The sequence below is a fragment of the Streptomyces sp. NPDC054757 genome (assembly GCF_053612185.1).
In genome coordinates, this window is record NZ_JBSHBW010000003.1 from 98,125 (window position 1) to 113,632 (window position 15,508).

The 15,508-nt window shown below is 71.0% G+C and carries 16 protein-coding genes; 7 read left to right on the plus strand and 9 right to left on the minus strand.

The features are described 5' to 3' along the window. Positions 1-19: 19 nt before the first annotated feature. The 6 genes from ACWGKJ_RS05605 to ACWGKJ_RS05630 all read right to left on the minus strand — a co-directional run bounded on the left by ACWGKJ_RS05605 (position 20) and on the right by ACWGKJ_RS05630 (position 6,485). Positions 20-757 carry an ABC transporter ATP-binding protein gene (locus tag ACWGKJ_RS05605; protein ID WP_385024580.1) on the minus strand — a complete coding sequence of 246 codons (738 nt, stop codon included), beginning with the start codon at positions 755-757 and terminating at the stop codon, positions 20-22. Beyond that, positions 730-1,599 carry an ABC transporter permease gene (locus ACWGKJ_RS05610; RefSeq protein ID WP_385024578.1) on the minus strand — a complete coding sequence of 290 codons (870 nt, stop codon included), beginning with the start codon at positions 1,597-1,599 and terminating at the stop codon, positions 730-732. The genes ACWGKJ_RS05605 and ACWGKJ_RS05610 overlap by 28 nt, the downstream gene beginning before the upstream one ends. A gap of 189 nt (positions 1,600-1,788) precedes the next feature. Then, positions 1,789-1,872, minus strand: a complete 84-nt coding sequence (locus ACWGKJ_RS05615; RefSeq protein WP_351816447.1) for a putative leader peptide — start codon at positions 1,870-1,872, stop codon at positions 1,789-1,791. Between the two features lie 443 nt (positions 1,873-2,315). Continuing rightward, positions 2,316-4,739, minus strand: coding sequence for an MFS transporter (locus ACWGKJ_RS05620; protein WP_385024576.1), 2,424 nt, complete (start codon positions 4,737-4,739; stop codon positions 2,316-2,318). Between the two features lie 118 nt (positions 4,740-4,857). After that, the gene (locus ACWGKJ_RS05625; protein WP_385024574.1) at positions 4,858-5,367 is read right to left on the minus strand and encodes a MarR family winged helix-turn-helix transcriptional regulator; all 510 of its coding nucleotides are present in this window, start codon (positions 5,365-5,367) and stop codon (positions 4,858-4,860) included. Between the two features lie 317 nt (positions 5,368-5,684). Beyond that, entirely contained in the window at positions 5,685-6,485 is an 801-nt protein-coding gene (locus ACWGKJ_RS05630) for an alpha/beta fold hydrolase (protein WP_385024572.1), read from the minus strand. A gap of 62 nt (positions 6,486-6,547) precedes the next feature. Here ACWGKJ_RS05630 and ACWGKJ_RS05635 point away from each other — a divergent pair, with 62 nt between their 5' ends. The 3 genes from ACWGKJ_RS05635 to ACWGKJ_RS05645 all read left to right on the plus strand — a co-directional run bounded on the left by ACWGKJ_RS05635 (position 6,548) and on the right by ACWGKJ_RS05645 (position 8,527). Continuing rightward, positions 6,548-6,967: a MarR family winged helix-turn-helix transcriptional regulator gene (locus ACWGKJ_RS05635; protein WP_385024570.1), complete on the plus strand. Its 420-nt coding sequence runs from the start codon at positions 6,548-6,550 to the stop codon at positions 6,965-6,967. Positions 6,968-7,253: 286 nt separating this feature from the next. Beyond that, positions 7,254-8,090, plus strand: a complete 837-nt coding sequence (locus ACWGKJ_RS05640) for a glycoside hydrolase domain-containing protein (RefSeq protein ID WP_385024568.1) — start codon at positions 7,254-7,256, stop codon at positions 8,088-8,090. Between the two features lie 23 nt (positions 8,091-8,113). Then, positions 8,114-8,527 carry a hypothetical protein gene (locus tag ACWGKJ_RS05645; RefSeq protein ID WP_385024566.1) on the plus strand — a complete coding sequence of 138 codons (414 nt, stop codon included), beginning with the start codon at positions 8,114-8,116 and terminating at the stop codon, positions 8,525-8,527. A gap of 305 nt (positions 8,528-8,832) precedes the next feature. On the opposite strand, the gene ACWGKJ_RS05650 is transcribed toward ACWGKJ_RS05645, so the two are convergent. Then, positions 8,833-9,465 (minus strand): TetR/AcrR family transcriptional regulator, encoded by a 633-nt coding sequence (locus tag ACWGKJ_RS05650; RefSeq protein WP_385024564.1) that lies wholly within the window; start codon positions 9,463-9,465, stop codon positions 8,833-8,835. 131 nt (positions 9,466-9,596) lie between these two features. Between ACWGKJ_RS05650 and ACWGKJ_RS05655 the strand changes: the two genes are divergently transcribed. Both ACWGKJ_RS05655 and ACWGKJ_RS05660 read left to right on the plus strand, forming a co-directional pair. Then, the gene (locus tag ACWGKJ_RS05655) at positions 9,597-10,865 is read left to right on the plus strand and encodes an NADH:flavin oxidoreductase/NADH oxidase family protein (RefSeq protein ID WP_385024563.1); all 1,269 of its coding nucleotides are present in this window, start codon (positions 9,597-9,599) and stop codon (positions 10,863-10,865) included. A 260-nt stretch (positions 10,866-11,125) separates the two neighbouring features. Further along, positions 11,126-12,100, plus strand: coding sequence for an alpha/beta hydrolase (locus ACWGKJ_RS05660; protein ID WP_385024561.1), 975 nt, complete (start codon positions 11,126-11,128; stop codon positions 12,098-12,100). A gap of 158 nt (positions 12,101-12,258) precedes the next feature. On the opposite strand, the gene ACWGKJ_RS05665 is transcribed toward ACWGKJ_RS05660, so the two are convergent. Further along, the gene (locus ACWGKJ_RS05665; protein ID WP_385024559.1) at positions 12,259-12,627 is read right to left on the minus strand and encodes a VOC family protein; all 369 of its coding nucleotides are present in this window, start codon (positions 12,625-12,627) and stop codon (positions 12,259-12,261) included. Positions 12,628-12,811: 184 nt separating this feature from the next. Between ACWGKJ_RS05665 and ACWGKJ_RS05670 the strand changes: the two genes are divergently transcribed. Both ACWGKJ_RS05670 and ACWGKJ_RS05675 read left to right on the plus strand, forming a co-directional pair. Then, positions 12,812-13,276, plus strand: a complete 465-nt coding sequence (locus ACWGKJ_RS05670) for a MarR family winged helix-turn-helix transcriptional regulator (protein ID WP_385024557.1) — start codon at positions 12,812-12,814, stop codon at positions 13,274-13,276. A gap of 201 nt (positions 13,277-13,477) precedes the next feature. Further along, entirely contained in the window at positions 13,478-14,590 is a 1,113-nt protein-coding gene (locus tag ACWGKJ_RS05675) for a protein kinase family protein (protein ID WP_385024622.1), read from the plus strand. Positions 14,591-14,625: 35 nt separating this feature from the next. On the opposite strand, the gene ACWGKJ_RS05680 is transcribed toward ACWGKJ_RS05675, so the two are convergent. Then, positions 14,626-15,507, minus strand: coding sequence for a hypothetical protein (locus ACWGKJ_RS05680; protein WP_385024555.1), 882 nt, complete (start codon positions 15,505-15,507; stop codon positions 14,626-14,628). Position 15,508: the final 1 nt, after the last annotated feature.

Genomic DNA, 15,508 nt, shown 5'->3' on the forward strand with positions numbered 1-15,508 from the left:
TACGAGGGGCCCGGGCGGTTCAGACGGCGGGGGCGGGCTCGTCGACGCCCAGCTCCGTGAGCAGGCGGGAACGCAGCCCGGCGAACCGGGGGCCTGCGGCGGAGCGAGGACGGTCCAGGGCGACGGATGTCTCGTAGGCGATGACTCCGTCACGCATGACCAGCGCCCGGTCCGCGAGGAGCAGCGCCTCGTCCACGTCGTGGGTGACCAGCAGTACGGCGCAGCCACGCCGTTGCCACAACTCCGCCACCAGCTGCTGGGCCTTGATCCGGGTCAGTGCGTCGAGAGCGCCGAACGGTTCGTCGAGGAGCAGGAGATCGGGCTCACGCACCAGGGCTCGGGCGAGCGAGGCGCGCTGGGCCTCGCCGCCGGAGAGCGTCTTCGGCCAGGCGCCCGAGCGGTGCGCGAGGCCCACCTCTTCCAACGCGCGCTCCGCGACGGCCCGTTCGGGGCGCCCGTCCAGGCCGAGCAGCACGTTGCGCCAGACGCGTTTCCATGGCATCAGCCGCGGGGCCTGGAAGGCCACCGCCCGTTTCTTCGGGACCAGGGCGGTCCCCTCGATCTCACGGTCGAGCCCGGCCAGGATGCGCAGCAGGGTCGACTTGCCGCATCCGCTGCGCCCGAGCAGTGCGGTGAACTCTCCCGGGCGCAGGGTGAGATCGAGCCGGTCGATGACCGGTCGGCCGTCGAAGGTACGGGTCAGCCCCTCGACCCGTACCGCTGCGGTGGTCACTGGCCCTTGAACGTCGGTCGCCATTGCAGCAGCAGCCTTTCCAGAGTGCGGACGATGGCGTCGGCCGCGAGGCCGAGGAAGGCGTAGACGACGAGGCAGACGACGATCACATCGGTACGGAAGAACTCGCGCGCCTGGTTCATCAGGAAGCCGATGCCTGCGTCCGCGTTGATGGACTCCCCGAAGACCAGGGCCAGCCAGGCGGTGGCCAGGGAGTAGCGCAGTCCGGTCATCGCCCCGGGCAGCGCGCCCGGCAGGATCACATGGCGGATCAGCCCCCACCGGCCGAGCCCCAGCGACTCACCGGCCTCGATGAGCTGTTCGTCGACGCCGCGGATCCCGGCGTACACATTGAGATAGAGGTGGAACGCGACACCGAGGGCGATGAGCGCCACCTTGGGCGCCTCGCCGATCCCCAGCCAGATGATGAAAAGGGGGATCAGCCCGACCCACGGAACGGTGCGCAGCATCTGCACGCTCGCGTCGACCAGGTCCTCACCGAGCCGGGAGAGCCCGGAGATCAGCGCGAGCCCGGTGCCCGCCACCCCGCCGAGCAACAGCCCCAGTGCGACGCGCTGCAGCGAGATGCCCATCGCGGAGGGCAGAGTGCCGTCGTCGACCAGATCCCGCCCCGCGCGGGCGATGGTCCCGGGCGAGGCCAGGATGTCGGGATGCAGGACACCTGTGGCGCTGAGCACCTGCCACAGGACGAGGAGCAGCAGGGGGCCGATGGTGCGGCGCGCCCATCGGGGGACGGAACGCAGTCCGCCGATGCGGCTGCTGACGGGAGTGACGGTCTCCAGCTCGAAGGACGGGACGGATGGTGATGTGGGCGCTGTGTCGGGCGGCGCGTGGTCGACGGTCATGGAGGTCTCCTCGGACGGGGAGGCGCAGCTCATCGCCCGGCCCTCGGCGCAGGGCCGGGCCGGTACGGGAATCAGGCAGACGCCATGGAGGCCACGGCGGGCGGCGTGTCCGCACCGGGCATGGAGAGGGGGCGCGGTGTCCGCTGGGCCGTAGGGGCTACAGCGTTTCGCGCAGAGGTGGGAAGGGCGTCAGCAGCCGCGACGACACGCGGCCGAGGCCACCCGCAGCAGGTCGATATGACCGCGCGTGGTGAGCAGTGCTGTACGCAACATGGCGCAGAACGTAGCGACGAACCGGCCGTACGGTCAATGGCCGTCTCGCCACGCGGACTCGGATGAGAACGGGGGCCTCTCCGGGAAGATCCGGGGGCGGCGAGGTTCCCGGGGCCTTGGGGAAGAACGGTGAAGAGCACTGGGGGGTCCGGGCGGGCGCCTCACCGTGCCTCGCCGTGCCGTGCCGTGCCGTGCCGTGCCGTGCCGTGCCGCGCCTCGCCGTGCCGCGCCTCACCGTGCCTCGCCTCGCCGTGCCGCGCCGTGCCGCGCCGAACCTTGCTTCACCGTGCCGCCCGGTGCCGCCCCGTGCCCGGTGCCGCCCCCATGCCACCCCGTGTTGCCCGGTGCCGCCCCGTGCGGCCCGGTGTTGCCCCGTCAGCGGAACCCTCCGTCGGACGGTGCGGCTCGTCGCACCGAGCGCCGACCGGAGGCGGAGAACCGGCTCAGGTCCCCGGGTGGGCCAGGTCGATGTCGAGGGCGTCGGTGCCGGAGCCCGTGACGCGCAGCGGGGTGGCGACGGGCGGGTAGCCGCTGGCGATGACGGAGTACTCGCCCGCCTCCAGGTCGGCGAAGGCGTACGCGCCGTACGCGTCGGTCGTGGCCGTCGCGGCGACCGTGCCCGTCGCGTCGACGAGCGTGACGCGGGCGTCCGGCAGTGGCCGCCGGCCGGCTCCGGAACGCACCGCCCCGCGGAGCCGGACGCCCGCGGTGAGGGTGATCTCCACCCGGCCGGGGGCGCCGTCGCCGACCACGACGGGCACGGCGGTGGGCCGGTGTCCCGCCGCGTTGGCGGCGACGGTGAACTCACCGGCGGGCAGCCCGGTGAAGGTGAACTCCCCGCCGGGGCCGGTCTGTTCGGCTCCGAGCACTTCGCCGAGCACATCGGTCACAAGCACCGTGGCGGCGATCGGCAGCCCGTCCGCGCCGCTGACCACCCCGCGCAGGTCCCGCGCGCCGGAAAGCACGATGTCGTACGCGAGAGGCTCGTCGCCGACGACGGCGGTGGCCGCCTGCGGCTGGTGCCCCTCGGCCGCCGCGATCAGTACGTAGGTACCGGCGCCGGGTGCGGCGAGCTCGTACCCGCCGTCGGAACGTACGACTGTCCGGGCCAGTTGACGGCCCGTCATGGAGATCAGGGTGACCGTGGGGCGGGAGGTGCCGGTGGAGCTGTGCACACGGCCGCAGAGGGCGGGACCGGTCTGGGCGGGGGCTCCCTGGGCCTGCTCCGACCGCGTGCCCTGCTCCTTCGCCGGTACGGGGGCCGGTCGCTCGTCCCGGGCGGGGGCCGGCAGCTCTTCCCCGGTGGGGGCCGGGGCCGGGTGGGCCGGCTGCGGGCGGCGGAAGCCGATCAGCAGGGCCGTGAAGATCAGGGCCACCAGGATTCCGGCCGCGCCCACGGTCATGCAGACATGGACGGCATCGGTGAAACTCGCCCCGATCGCACCGAGCGCGGGGCGGGTCGCCTCAGGGGAGAGCCCGAGGTGGCCCGCGGCACCCACGCCGCCCTGAGCGAGCGCCGTGCCCACCCGCTGCTGGTCGGCGACGGGCAAACCGGAGTCCGCGAGGTGCCCGGGCAGGGCCGACGTGAGCCGGCTGGTGAGCACGGCGCCGAGAACCGCGGGGCCGAGGGCGCCGCCGAGCTGGCGCAGGGTGTTGTTGCCCGCGCCCGCCATGCCCGCCAGGTGGTGCGGGACGCTGCCGACGGCGACCGCGCTGATCGGCGTCATCACAAAGCCCATGCCGAGGCCGAACAGGGCGAGCGGCCCGGCCATCGCGCCGAATCCCGAGCCGGGCTCCAGGCCGGTCAGCCACAGCATGGCGCCGCCGACGCCGAGCAGGCCGGCGCAGAGGAGGATGCCCGGGGCGATCTTGCCCATCAGGCGGCCGACGAGTGGGCCGGCGACGACGGAGACGCCGTTGAAGACCAGCATCCGCCAGGCGATATCGAGGACGGAGAGCTGCTGGACGCTGCCGAAGAAGAGACTGAGGACGAAGACGGACCCGATCATCCCGAACATCACGACCGCGTTGACGATGCCGGCGCCGGTGAAGGGGCGTACCGCGAACAGCTTCAGGGAGAGCATCGGCGAGGCGGACCGCAGCTCGGCGACGATGAAGGCGACCAGGCCGAGTGCGGCGGCGACGAACGCCACGACGACGTTGGTCCGGCCCCAGCCGTCGGCGCCGCCGCCCTCGATCACGCCGTAGATCAGGCCGATGATGAAGACGACCGCGGCGATCTGCCCGGGGATGTCGATGGCGCGGCCGTGCGCGGAGCGCGAGTCCTCAAGCAACCGCACGGCGACCAGGCCGGTGACGGCGGTGATGACGGCGGCGGGCAGGAAGATCCAGCGCCAGGTGGCGTGCTCCAGGATGACGCCGCTGATCACCGGGCCGAGAGCCATGCCGATACTCAGGGACGCGGCCCAGGCGGCGATGGCCTTGGCCCTGGCCCGGAAGTCGGGGTAGGCGTGGCTGATCAGGGCGAGCGTGGAGGAGGCGAGAGCCGCGGCACCCGCGCCGGCGACGGCCTGGCCGACCCAGACCTGCTCGACACTGTGGGCGGTCAGGGAGGTCACGGAACCGGCGGCGAACAGGAGCATGCCCGCGAGGTAGGCCTTCTTGCGGCCGTAGAGGTCACCGATCAGGCCGAAGGTGAGGATCAGCGCCGCCATCGGCAGGATGAACGCGTCGGAGACCCATTGCAGGTCGGACGTGGAGGCGCCGAGCCCCTGCTGGATGCGCGACAGGGACACCGAGACGCTGCCGATGGGTACATACGCGGCGAACATCCCGAGACATGCCAGCACCGTGGTCAGAGCCGGACGGGCGACGGCGCGGTGATGGGGGGTGGATATCGCGGACATGGTGAGACGGCCCTCCTGATCGAACGCGATGACCAAGTTATCAGGCGCCTGACAAAGTCCCAAATGGCTGAGACCGGGGTGGGTGAAGGTGGTCCGGTGCTCTCAGCCGGTGGTGCTCTCAGCCGGTTCCGGGCGGATCGGGCCACATACGGGCCACGGGGGAGTCGGGCCCGTCGAAGGCGATGGCGATACGACGCATGCCGAGTGTCAGACGGGCCAGCTCCTCGGGCCCGCCGACCACGTCGGAGAGCTGTTCCACGACTGTTTCGACGAGCTGCCGCCCCTGGGCCATGCCGCGCAGTCCTGCCTCGGTCGGCTCGACCAGCAGAACCCGTTTGTGTACGGCGTGCGGGCGCCGCTCGATCCACCCGATCCGCTCCAGATGCGCGAGCGCGGTGGTCACGCTCTGCGGTGTGATGTTCTGTCCCCGGGCCAGATCCGCCCCGGACAGCGGCCCGTTCTGGTCGAGCGTGAGCACGATCCCGAGTTGCGTCATCGTGACGTCGAGGGGGCGCAGCCGCTCGTTCAGGGCACGGGACACGGCGTTGTTCGCGCGCCACATCGAGTGGTTGAACGTCTGGTTCCACGGCGTGTTGGAGGCGGTCTCCTCCGGGCGGCGGCTCGGCATCTTCAACTCCCTGCGGGCAAACGGCCCCCATCGTAACGGCGGGGGTCACGCACCCGGTTCGGGCCTCGGACTCCTCGAAGGTGGTTGCGACCTGTGGGGCGGCCGGCTTACTCCGCTGTCCAGGGCCGGCCGGGGGCGCCCGGACGAGGGCCGGGCAGCGCGGTGACGCGACTGATCACGAACGCGCTCCGCGGAGACGTCGCCACCGCATGGTTCGACGTCGATGAGGACGCGGCAGCCCCCGGCGCCCCTGACGGTGGCCAGTTGTGGTTTCCCACGGACGGCCGGCTGCTGGGAAGGCAACCGGCCGCCAACGGTCACTCCGTATGGATAGCGCGGGTGGTCGTCTCGTGCAGGTGGGCGTCGATCAAGGCGGTGGTGGCTTCCGGCTGTTCGATGTGCGGAAGGTGGCCCGCCTCGGGGACGACCCGGAGCGTGCCGTTGGCGAAGGCCCCGGCGTATGCCGCACCGTACGCGGGGGTGACGACGCGGTCGCTCTCTCCCCAGATCAGGAGGGCCGGCGCCTGCACACGACCGAGCCGGCGCAGGAGTTTGCGGTCGTGCATGGAGGGGCCGCCCGCGAGGGTGCGCATGGTGGCCAGGTTGGCCTGGCGGCGGGCGAGTTCGTCGGATGGGGTGCCGGCGGGGTCGACGTAGTAGCGGTCCGGGTCGTGCCAGGAGTGTTCGGCCACGCCGCGCGCGTCGAGGGCGAAGAAGTCGGTGATCGGTTCGGATTCGACGTTCACGCCGACGGCGTCGATCAGGATGAGGCCGGTGATGATTCCCGCGGTGTCGCGTACGGCCATCTCGGCGGCGATCCAGCCGCCGAGCGAGGAGCCGATGACGAGGACATCGTGCAGTCCGCGGTCGTGCAGGAGGTGGAGGTAGGTGAGGGCGAGGTCGTCAATGCCGGTAAGCCATTCGGGACGGTGAGTGCCGTCCCAGCCGGGATGTACGGGCGTGATGGCGTGTGCGGTACGGGAGATGTGCCGGGCGAGGCCGGTGACCGTGGCCGGTCCCCCGCCGCCGTGCAGGAGGAGGACCGGCCTGCCGGCTCCGGCCTCGGACAGGGTGAGGTGCAGGTCGGAGCAGAGGGCTGTGGTGGAATCCGTGGGCATGGCTGCAGAGTAACTAAACATCTTTATATAAGCTAGCTTGGTCATGACGTAGGCTTCGGTCTGTGAACGGTGAGCTGCAAGACCTTGGCAGAGCGGTCAAGCAGGCCCAGTACCGGCAGCACCGGGCGCTCGACAGTGCGCTCTCGGCCGTCGGCACCACGCTGGCCCAGTGGGATGCCCTGCGCGCGATCAGCCGCACACCCGGGGCATCGGCCCGGGAGCTGGCCGTGGCGACGTTCCAGACCGAGCAGGCCTTCGGGACGCTGGTCCGCCGGCTGACCGCCCAGGGCACGGTCGAGCGCCGGCCGGGACATGGCCGGCGTATCGAGCACCACCTCACCCCTGTCGGCGAGCAGGTCCTGACGGCCGGCCACAAGATCGCCGACGAGGTCCTCGCCGCCTGCTTCGCCCCCCTGCCCGCAGCGGACCGCGCGACCCTGCTCGACCTGCTCCAGCGCCTCGGCGCGGCAGAAGCCGCATAGACCGACCGTCGCGCCCCCATGGCCAGTTGAGTACGACGATGTGGCCGGAACGTTCACGTCGGGTGCGATGGCCCTGACGGGTTTGGCGACTTCGCTCGCAATCGCCGTCGGGCGAACGGCTGTTCGGTAACGGATTCACCAAACTTCCTCAATCTCTTCGCGCGATGCGCTCATCGGAACAACTTTCGGGTGTCCGGCGTGAGATCGTGATCTGCCGCTGAGCCCGCTGTCGATCCGCGCGGCTCGGCCCCCTTCCTTCTCTTCGAAATCATTGAGGTCAGCCTTCGTGTCCAGTCACCGCCTGTCCAAAAAGAGACGTTATGCCGGGATATCTCTGGCGGGTGTGGCCGTCCTGGCCGGTGGTGCGTTCGCCGCTGAGGCCGCCACCGCGAGTACGGTCTCCCGGCCCGCGCCGAAGATCTTCACCGGGCATGCCTTCGACACCTGCACCGCTCCGTCGCTGACCGCCATGAGGGGCTGGTACGCCACGTCGGTCTACCGCGGCGCCGCCGTGTACGTCGGCGGGAAGAACCGGGGCTGCGCCCAGCCGAACCTCACCGCCTCCTGGGTCAAGTCCGTGAGCGCCACCGGCTGGAAGCTGATCCCGCTGTACGTCGGTGCGCAGCCGCCCTGCCAGACCAGTAGGAACCCCGAGAAGATGACCGCGTCGAACGCCACATCGCTGGGGGCGTCCGACGCGTCCGACGCGGTGGCGAAGGAGGCGGGGCTCGGGATGAAGGCCGGCAGCCCGGTCTACCTCGACATGGAGTACTTCGACCCGAAGAACACGTCCTGCGTGAACACCGTCCTCGCCTACATCCGGTCCTTCGACAAGACCGTCAAGGCCAAGGGCTACTGGTCCGGCTTCTACGGCTTCAGCAACTCCAGCGCCGCGGTCGTCGCCAACGCGAAGTCCCGTACGGACCTGCCGGAGATCCTCTGGTACGCCCGTTACGACGACGTCTACTCGACCACCAAGGGCTTCCCGTACGCCTCGAAGCTCTACACCGGGCACCGCCGCGGCCACCAGTTCGCCGTCAACAAGAAGGTGACGCACACCGGGGGCACGCTCACCATCGACCGCGACGCCTGGGACGCGCCGGTCGCGGTCACGGCGTCATGAACGGCCGTCGGAAGCGCCAGGTCGTGGACGCCGCGACGCCATTGCTCGGGGCGGGGGAGCAGATCGAATTCACGGGGCTGGCGAAGACCGGGACCGTGTCGGTGAAGCGTCAGGTGCTCACCAGCGCGGTGGTCGGGGTGCTCAGTGCGGGCACTGTCATCGCCACCGTCCAGCCGCGGCCCATGTATCTGGCTCTGACGGACCGGCGCCTGATATTCCTCGACGGCGCCACCACGAGCGGTAAGCCGGGGAAGCCGCTGATGTCGCTGGAGCGCGAGCTCATTGCGGCAGCGCCGTTGAGCGGGGCCCTGCTGGGGCTGGGACTGAAGACCGTCCTCACCGTCCAAGGCGAGCCCGAGGGGCTGAAGTTGGTGTTCCCGCCCGCTTTCAAGGCCGGTGGCCGCGATCTCGTCGCACGGCTCCGGCCCGCCGCCTGAACGGCTGTTGCCGCGTGCTCCCAAGGTGACGGGCTTCGCTCCGCCGGAAATCCCGGTGGGGCGGAGTCCGTCGTGGGGGGCGTGCTTCGGGCTGTCAGTCGGCAGTACATGGACTTCCTTCTCCGTCCGCCTGTCGTCCGCCCTCTCCTTGTCCGGTGGCGCTGACGCGGGCAGAGGCTTTCAGCCGCCGGTACGGCGAAGCGCCTTCCGGACCCTTCCGGGCTGCGGATATGGCGAAGCGCCTTCCGCTTCCGGTGCTTCCGGTGCGGCGTACCGGCTTGTCCGCCGTGTGACGCCGGTCCGGTTCAGTGGGCCGGCCGCCCGGTCGACGATGACTTCGCCGGCGAGGTTGTCCGCGCGAGCGCCGGGGCGGCGGTGAACAGCGCAAGGACCGTGGTGCGGACCTGCTCGGCGACCGTGTCGGGGGTGGCGGTGTCGAACTTGCCGTCGAGGTGCAGGAAGGCCAGGCCGTGGACGAGTGCCCACACCGAGGTCCACAGCGCCTCCGGGTCGACGCCGGGGAAGGTGCGGCGGACGATGGCGCGGACGTATTCCGAGAGGGTCGCGGTCGCGGCGGCCCGCTCCTCGTTGCCGGGGTCGCAGGGCTCGGCGAACATCGCACGGAACAGCGCCGGATGGTCGACTGCGAAGCGGACGTACGCGACTGCGACCGCCGCGAGTTCCTCGGGGGTCGTGGGTGCGGAGTGGGCGGCGGCCAGGTGCTCGGTGAGTTCGCGGTAGCCCTCGGCCGCGACCGCGGAGACGAGCGCTTCGCGTTCCGGGAAGTGCCGGTAGGGGGCGGTCGGTGACACGCCTGCGCGCCGCGCGACGGCCCGCATCGACAGTGCGGAGCTGCCGTCCTCCTCCAGCAGCTCGCGCGCGGCGCGCAGACAGGCGGCGCGCAGGTCGCCGTGGTGGTAAGCGGTCGCCTGTGGCACAGGTCACTCCCTCTCGTGTGTGCGGTGCTTACATTCTCTGGTTAATGTGAGCACTGACCACATTCTAGGCGATCGTTTCATTCCTGTCGGTCGAGCTTCCCATCGGCTGAGCAGAGTAGAGAGGGAATCGGATGACCAGCGAGCTGTTCTCGCCGTTGTCCCTGCGCTCCGGACAGGTGCTGGGCAACCGGATCGTGAAAGCGGCCATGGAGGAGAACCTGGCCGATGAGGGCCAATTGCCCGGCCGGCACCTTCTCGCGCTGTACCGGCGCTGGGCCGCGGGCGGTACCGGGCTGCTGATTACCGGCAACGTCATGGTGCACGCCGAGGCGCTGACCGGTCCCGCGGGTGTCGTGCTCGACGAGGCCGCGCCGTTGCGGCCGTTCGCCGAGTGGGCCGAGGCGGGCAAGTCGGGCGGTGGGGCGATGTGGATGCAGATCAACCACCCTGGCCGCCAGGTGCAGGCCGGAATGCCCGGCGTGGTGTGGGGTTCTTCCGCGGTCGGGGTCGATCTGGGCCGGCACAGCGGCCGCTTCGGTCGTCCCGTCGCCATGACTCCTGAGCAGATCGATGCCACGGTGACCCGGTTCGCGGTGACGGCCCGCCGCGCCGAGGAGGCGGGCTTCGACGGCGTGGAGATCCATGCCGCGCATGGCTATCTGCTGTCGCAGTTCCTCTCTCCGCTGGTCAACAAGCGGACCGACGCATGGGGCGGGTCGCTGGAGAACCGGGCCCGGCTGCTGCTGGACATCGTCCGGGGCGTGCGCGCCGCCGTCCGGCCGTCCTTCGGGGTCGGCGTGAAGCTCAACTCCGCCGACTTCCAGCGCGGCGGATTCGACACCGACGATGCGCGCCAAGTGATCGAGATGCTTGCGCCGCTCGGCGTCGATCTGGTCGAGCTGTCCGGCGGCAGCTATGAGAGCCCGGCGATGACCGGCCGCCCCGCCGATGCGCGTACGCGGGTCCGCGAAGCCTACTTCCTCGATCTGGCGAAGGACCTGGTCGAGGTGAGCCCGCTGCCCCTGATGCTCACCGGCGGCATCACCCGCCGGGAGAGCGCGGAGAAGGTCCTCGACAGCGGGGTGGCGCTCGTCGGCATGGGCACCGCCCTTTCCGTCGCCCCGGACCTGCCCGACCGCTGGCGGAACGGCCGCGAGGCCGACCGGCAACTTCGGCCGGTGTCCTGGTCCGACAAGGCCCTCGCCTCGGCCGCCGTCATGGCTCAGGTCCGCCACCAGATGCGGCGCATCGCTCACAACCGGCCCCCCAGGCCCGGTACCCACCCGGCGTGCGCCCTGCTCGGTGAGCAGGGCCGCCAGCGACTGGCCCTGCGCCGATACCGCGCCTGGCTGGCCGCATCGCGGCAGCGCACGGGTGCGAGCGCGGGCCGGACCGCGTGACTGCTCGGCCCGGCCGGGATGTGTGACCGCTGTGCTCGGCCGGGCACAGCGGCACCCGCCTCTCCGGAGCGCCGGGCCGGTCCCCACTTCGGCCCGGGAGCGTACCGGCGCGAGTCCGCGACAGTTTGCGCATCGCGGGCGAAAGGCGACGATGGATGGGGCGATATGTGCTGGATGGGGCGGAATGCGCCACCCTGTCCGGCAGGCGCCGCATGGTATGTGGAGCGCGACAGGGTACGTACCCGGGACAGGGAGCAGTCATGACCGAGATGCCGCCGCCCATCACCCCCTACCTCGAACCCGCCGCACGGGAACTGGCCGAGGCGACCGACCCGCATCCGCGGATCTACGAGGTCCCCCCGGAGCAGGGACGCCAGATCCTCCTCGACCTCCAGAGCGACACCAGTGTGGGCCGCCCGGATGTCGACGAGGAGTGGGTCGACGTGGATGCCGGGCAGTGGGGCACCGTCCGTACCCGCGTCATCCGGCCCAAGGGGGCGAGCGGGCCACTGCCGGTGGTCTTCTTCATCCATGGCGCCGGCTGGGTCTTCGGTGACGACAGGACCCACGACCGCCTCTTCCGTGAACTCGTCGTCGGTGCGGGCGCCGCGGGCGTCTTTCCCGTCTACGACCGGGCCCCGGAGGCCAGGTACCCCACCCAGGTGGAACAGAACTACGCCGTGGGCCAGTGGGTCCTGGCGCACGGCGCGGAGCACGGCCTGGACGCCTCACGTGTAGCCGTCACGGGCGAATCGGTGGGCGGCTGCATGTCCGCAGTGTTCGCGCTGATGAACAAGGAGCGCGGCGGGATCGACCTCAAGGCCCAGGTCCTGCTCTACCCGGTCACCAACGCCGACTTCAACACCCCCTCCTACCTGCAGTTCGCCGAGGGGTACTACCTCACCCGCGACGGCATGAAGTGGTTCTGGGACGCCTACATCACCGAACCCGCCCAGCGCGCCGAGATGTACGCCTCCCCGCTCAGGGCCCCCTTGGAACAGCTGCGGGGACTGCCTCCCACGCTGGTCATCACGGATGAGGCCGACGTGCTGCGGGACGAGGGCGAGCAGTACGCCAACCGGCTGCGGGAAGCCGGCGTGGACGTCACCTCGCTGCGCGTGGCCGGGATGGTCCACGACTTCCTCCTCCTGGATAGCCTGCGCGACACCCGCGCCGCCAATGTCGCCCGCACGCTCGCCGTCCACGCCCTCGCATCGGCGCTGCACACTCCCTGAGAGAACCCGGGGCCGAGCTGTCCCGAGGCGGCTGAGCCGGGCCGTCCCCGTACGCTGATTCCGGCGTGCACGGGGACGGCCGCCGTCTGCTCCAGGAACCGGAAGGAAGCCGTGAGCGGGAGCGGTTCAGTGGGGGTGGGGGGAGACGGCGGACGCGCTCAACTCCCGTGAACGGTAAGGACGTAGCCCTCGGGGCCGACGAAGGAGAACACCGGGCCGAACGGGCTGTCGGAGACCGGTGTGAGGATCTTGACGCCCGCCGCTGTCAGCTTCTCGTGCAGTGCCGGGGCGTCGGACGTGGAGAACCACAGGGCGACGCCGAGCCCCGGGCGGCCCGCTTCCAGGTCGGTGCCGGGCAGCGGCTCGCGGACCGCGAACGGGCAGGGCTTGGTGTCGAAGACGACCGCGCCGGGCGGGGCGGCGGGGGTGCGGCGCAGTCCGAGCTGCTCCTCGAAGAAGGCCGCGGCTGCTGCCACGTCGCGGACCTGCAGGGCCACGAAGTCGGGGCCGTCGATGCTGAGGGACATGCGATGTTCTCCTGTTCGGCCGGTGGTCCGGCCCGTGGTTCAGTCGGTGGTTCGGCCAGTGGGGGTTGGTGGTTCGGCTTGTGGCCGGGCGCTCGGGCAGGCGTGCGCTCGCACCCGGCACCCAGTCGATGTCAGTACTTTGACATAGTGGAAGCTAGCGAACCCGTCGAGAGGTTGTCAAAGCATGGACATCCAGGGCCGTGAACCGGTCGATCCGCACCCCGCCGAGAACGTCACCGAGCATGTCGGGTACCGCCTCAAGCGCGCCCACGCGGGTCTGCGCGGCGCCATGGACCGGGCGCTGCGCGCCCACGGCCTGACCGTGCCGCAGTACTCCTGCCTGGAGGTCCTCGCCGCCCGCCCGGATCTGTCCAACGCCGAACTGGCCCGCGCCACGTTCGTCACCCGCCAGTCGATGAACGTCGTTCTGCGCGGTCTGCTGGACGCGGGTCTGACCGCCCGCCCCGACACCGTGGAGACCGGCCGCGCCCGCCCGGTCAGGCTCACCGATGAGGGGCGCCGGCTACTGACAGCCGCTCAGACCTCGGTGTACGCCATCGAGGCCCGCATGATCCGGGCCGTTCCCGGGGACCGTCTGACCGTCCTCCTCCAGGACCTCGACGGGATGGCGCGGGCGCTGGAGGAGTGACCGTTGAAGGAGTGAACGTTGGAGGAGTGGCCACCGCTGGAGGAGTGGCCCGTGCCGCGGCACGGTGATCCGGGTGCGGCTGCGTCAGTCCTCGTGGGAAGGCCGAGCCGTGCGCCCCGGGGACCCGCCGGGAAACGCCTTAGGCTCGCTCATGTGCCCGAGATCAACGAAGCCCCGGCCGAGGGCACCGAGGAGTCGTCAGTGCGGTGTCCCGGCTCCGGGTACGCCGCACGGCTTGCCACGTGCACCGCCGTGGCGACCCGCCTGTCCCTGCTGAGCGACCGCCGGCTCGGGGAGCTGGTGGCTGCCGCCGGTCCGCTCGGGACAGGGATCGGTGGCCGGGCGGCGGAGGCGGACATCGACGGTACGCGGGTCTTCGTCAAGCGGGTCCCGCTCACGGACATCGAGTTGCGGCCGGAGCACACGCGGTCGACGGCGAACCTGTTCGGGCTGCCGGTGTTCTACCAGTACGGGGTCGGCTCGGCCGGGTTCGGAGCCTGGCGGGAGCTGGCCGTACACGTCATGACCACCAACTGGGTCCTCGGGAGGGAGTACGAGGGCTTTCCGCTGATGTACCACTGGCGTGTGCTGCCCGACTCTCCTCCCCGGGGTTTCACCGACGAGTTCGGTGGCATCGACGGGGCGGTCGCGCACTGGGAGGGGTCACCGGCCGTACGTGCGCGGCTGGAGGCCATCGGCCGGTCCTCGTTCAGCCTGGTGCTTTTCCTGGAACATGTCCCGCACACACTCGCCGACTGGCTGCACGGCTACCGGGCCGCCGGTCCGGGGGCGGGGGCGGGGGCGGGGACGCCGTACCCCTGGATCGATGAGGAACTGGCGCGCGGGAGCGACTTCATGCGCTCGCGTGGACTCGTCCACTTCGACGCCCACTTCGCCAATGTCCTGACCGACGGCCGGCGGCTCTACTTCGCGGATTTCGGGCTCGCCCTGAGTTCCGGCTTCGAACTCCGCCCCGCCGAGGCGGAGTTCCTCTCCAGCCATCTCCTCTACGACCGCGGCCACACGGCAGGCCATCTGCTCCGCCACCATCTGCCGGACGGCCTGCGCGGCGGCAGGGAACACGAGGTGTTCCTGCGGGAGTGGATCACCGGCCACCGGCCCGACGACGTACCGGCCGAGATCGCCGCGATCATCGACCGGCATGCCAGGACCGCCCTGGTCATGGACGAATTCCACCGCCGCCTTCTCACCGGGAGCAAGCGGACGCCCTTTCCGGCCGCCGAGATCGAGCGGGCCCTGGGCGCTGCCACCGGGCCGGGGCGGAGCGGTCCATCGGCGGGTCCGGGGCACTGAGGGGGCGGGGGCTCGTTCCCCGTACGCGTGAGGGGCTACTCCGCGTCCGCGAGGAAGACGTCGCTCATCGAGGCGAACTTGCTGCCTTCGATGTGCTGCCCCTTCTTCTTGCTCATCGGGGAGAAGGCGCTGGTCTCGCCGGTTTGCATATACGACTTGAGGTAGGCGGACTGGCCCTTCGACTTGGCGGCCGCCAGGTCGAGCAGCGGCTGGTAGTCGGCCTGTGTGACGGCGTTCATGATGGCGAAGCGGTTGGCCTGGGCGGCCGCCGCGTGGAGGCCCGCCATGGCGCCCTTCGCCTTCTCCTGGCCGTCCGCGTCGAGCGGGAACCGGGCGGGCACCGTCAGCTTCACCACGGGTCCTGAGCCGCCGGTCTGGGAGAGCTCCTTGCCCGAGCCGACGTTGAAGTTGACCGAGATGACCGTGTAGCCCGCCTCTCCGGCCGCCGAGAGGAAGCCGGGGGAGTGCTGGTTCTCGTTGGTGATACCGCCGACACCGCCGTGGGTGGGGTTGCCCCAGGCGGCCGCCGGGTTGCCCGTTCCGACACCGATGAAGAGCAGTACCTCCTTCTCCGGGTCCTTGGCCCGCGCCTCCTCCATGACCTTCTGGACCTCTTGGGCGGCCTCGGTGAGCAGCCGGACGTCGTCCTCGTCGAGCGAGCCGCCGAAGCCCGTCGACTCGCCCTTGGGCGTGTTCCGCATCTCCGCCCTCTGCACCGCCTGCGCGGGCCTGGCGGGCTGCCGCCCGTCCGTTCTGGCAGCTGTCACCGCGCGAGCCACCGCTGCGTTCCCCGCGGTGCGCTGCAGGTTCAGCAGGGGGGCCGCGGGTCCGCCGGTCCGTGCCGACGGGCGGACGACCGCCGAGCGGTCATGGGCTTGGCCGGTGGCGTGCGAGGGGTGTGCGTCACGGCGGTGCACG

What these genes read in the sequence shown, in the direction of transcription:
- ACWGKJ_RS05625 (WP_385024574.1), bottom strand. Translation starts at nt 5,367, where the DNA reads ATGCCGAGCCGCCGCCCGGAGGAGACCGCCTCCAACACGCCGTGGAAC.
- ACWGKJ_RS05670 (WP_385024557.1), top strand. Translation starts at nt 12,812, where the DNA reads ATGGACATCCAGGGCCGTGAACCGGTCGATCCGCACCCCGCCGAGAAC.
- ACWGKJ_RS05610 (WP_385024578.1), bottom strand. Translation starts at nt 1,599, where the DNA reads ATGACCGTCGACCACGCGCCGCCCGACACAGCGCCCACATCACCATCC.
- ACWGKJ_RS05615 (WP_351816447.1), bottom strand. Translation starts at nt 1,872, where the DNA reads ATGTTGCGTACAGCACTGCTCACCACGCGCGGTCATATCGACCTGCTG.
- ACWGKJ_RS05660 (WP_385024561.1), top strand. Translation starts at nt 11,126, where the DNA reads ATGACCGAGATGCCGCCGCCCATCACCCCCTACCTCGAACCCGCCGCA.
- ACWGKJ_RS05630 (WP_385024572.1), bottom strand. Translation starts at nt 6,485, where the DNA reads ATGCCCACGGATTCCACCACAGCCCTCTGCTCCGACCTGCACCTCACC.
- ACWGKJ_RS05655 (WP_385024563.1), top strand. Translation starts at nt 9,597, where the DNA reads ATGACCAGCGAGCTGTTCTCGCCGTTGTCCCTGCGCTCCGGACAGGTG.
- ACWGKJ_RS05620 (WP_385024576.1), bottom strand. Translation starts at nt 4,739, where the DNA reads ATGTCCGCGATATCCACCCCCCATCACCGCGCCGTCGCCCGTCCGGCT.
- ACWGKJ_RS05665 (WP_385024559.1), bottom strand. Translation starts at nt 12,627, where the DNA reads ATGTCCCTCAGCATCGACGGCCCCGACTTCGTGGCCCTGCAGGTCCGC.
- ACWGKJ_RS05605 (WP_385024580.1), bottom strand. Translation starts at nt 757, where the DNA reads ATGGCGACCGACGTTCAAGGGCCAGTGACCACCGCAGCGGTACGGGTC.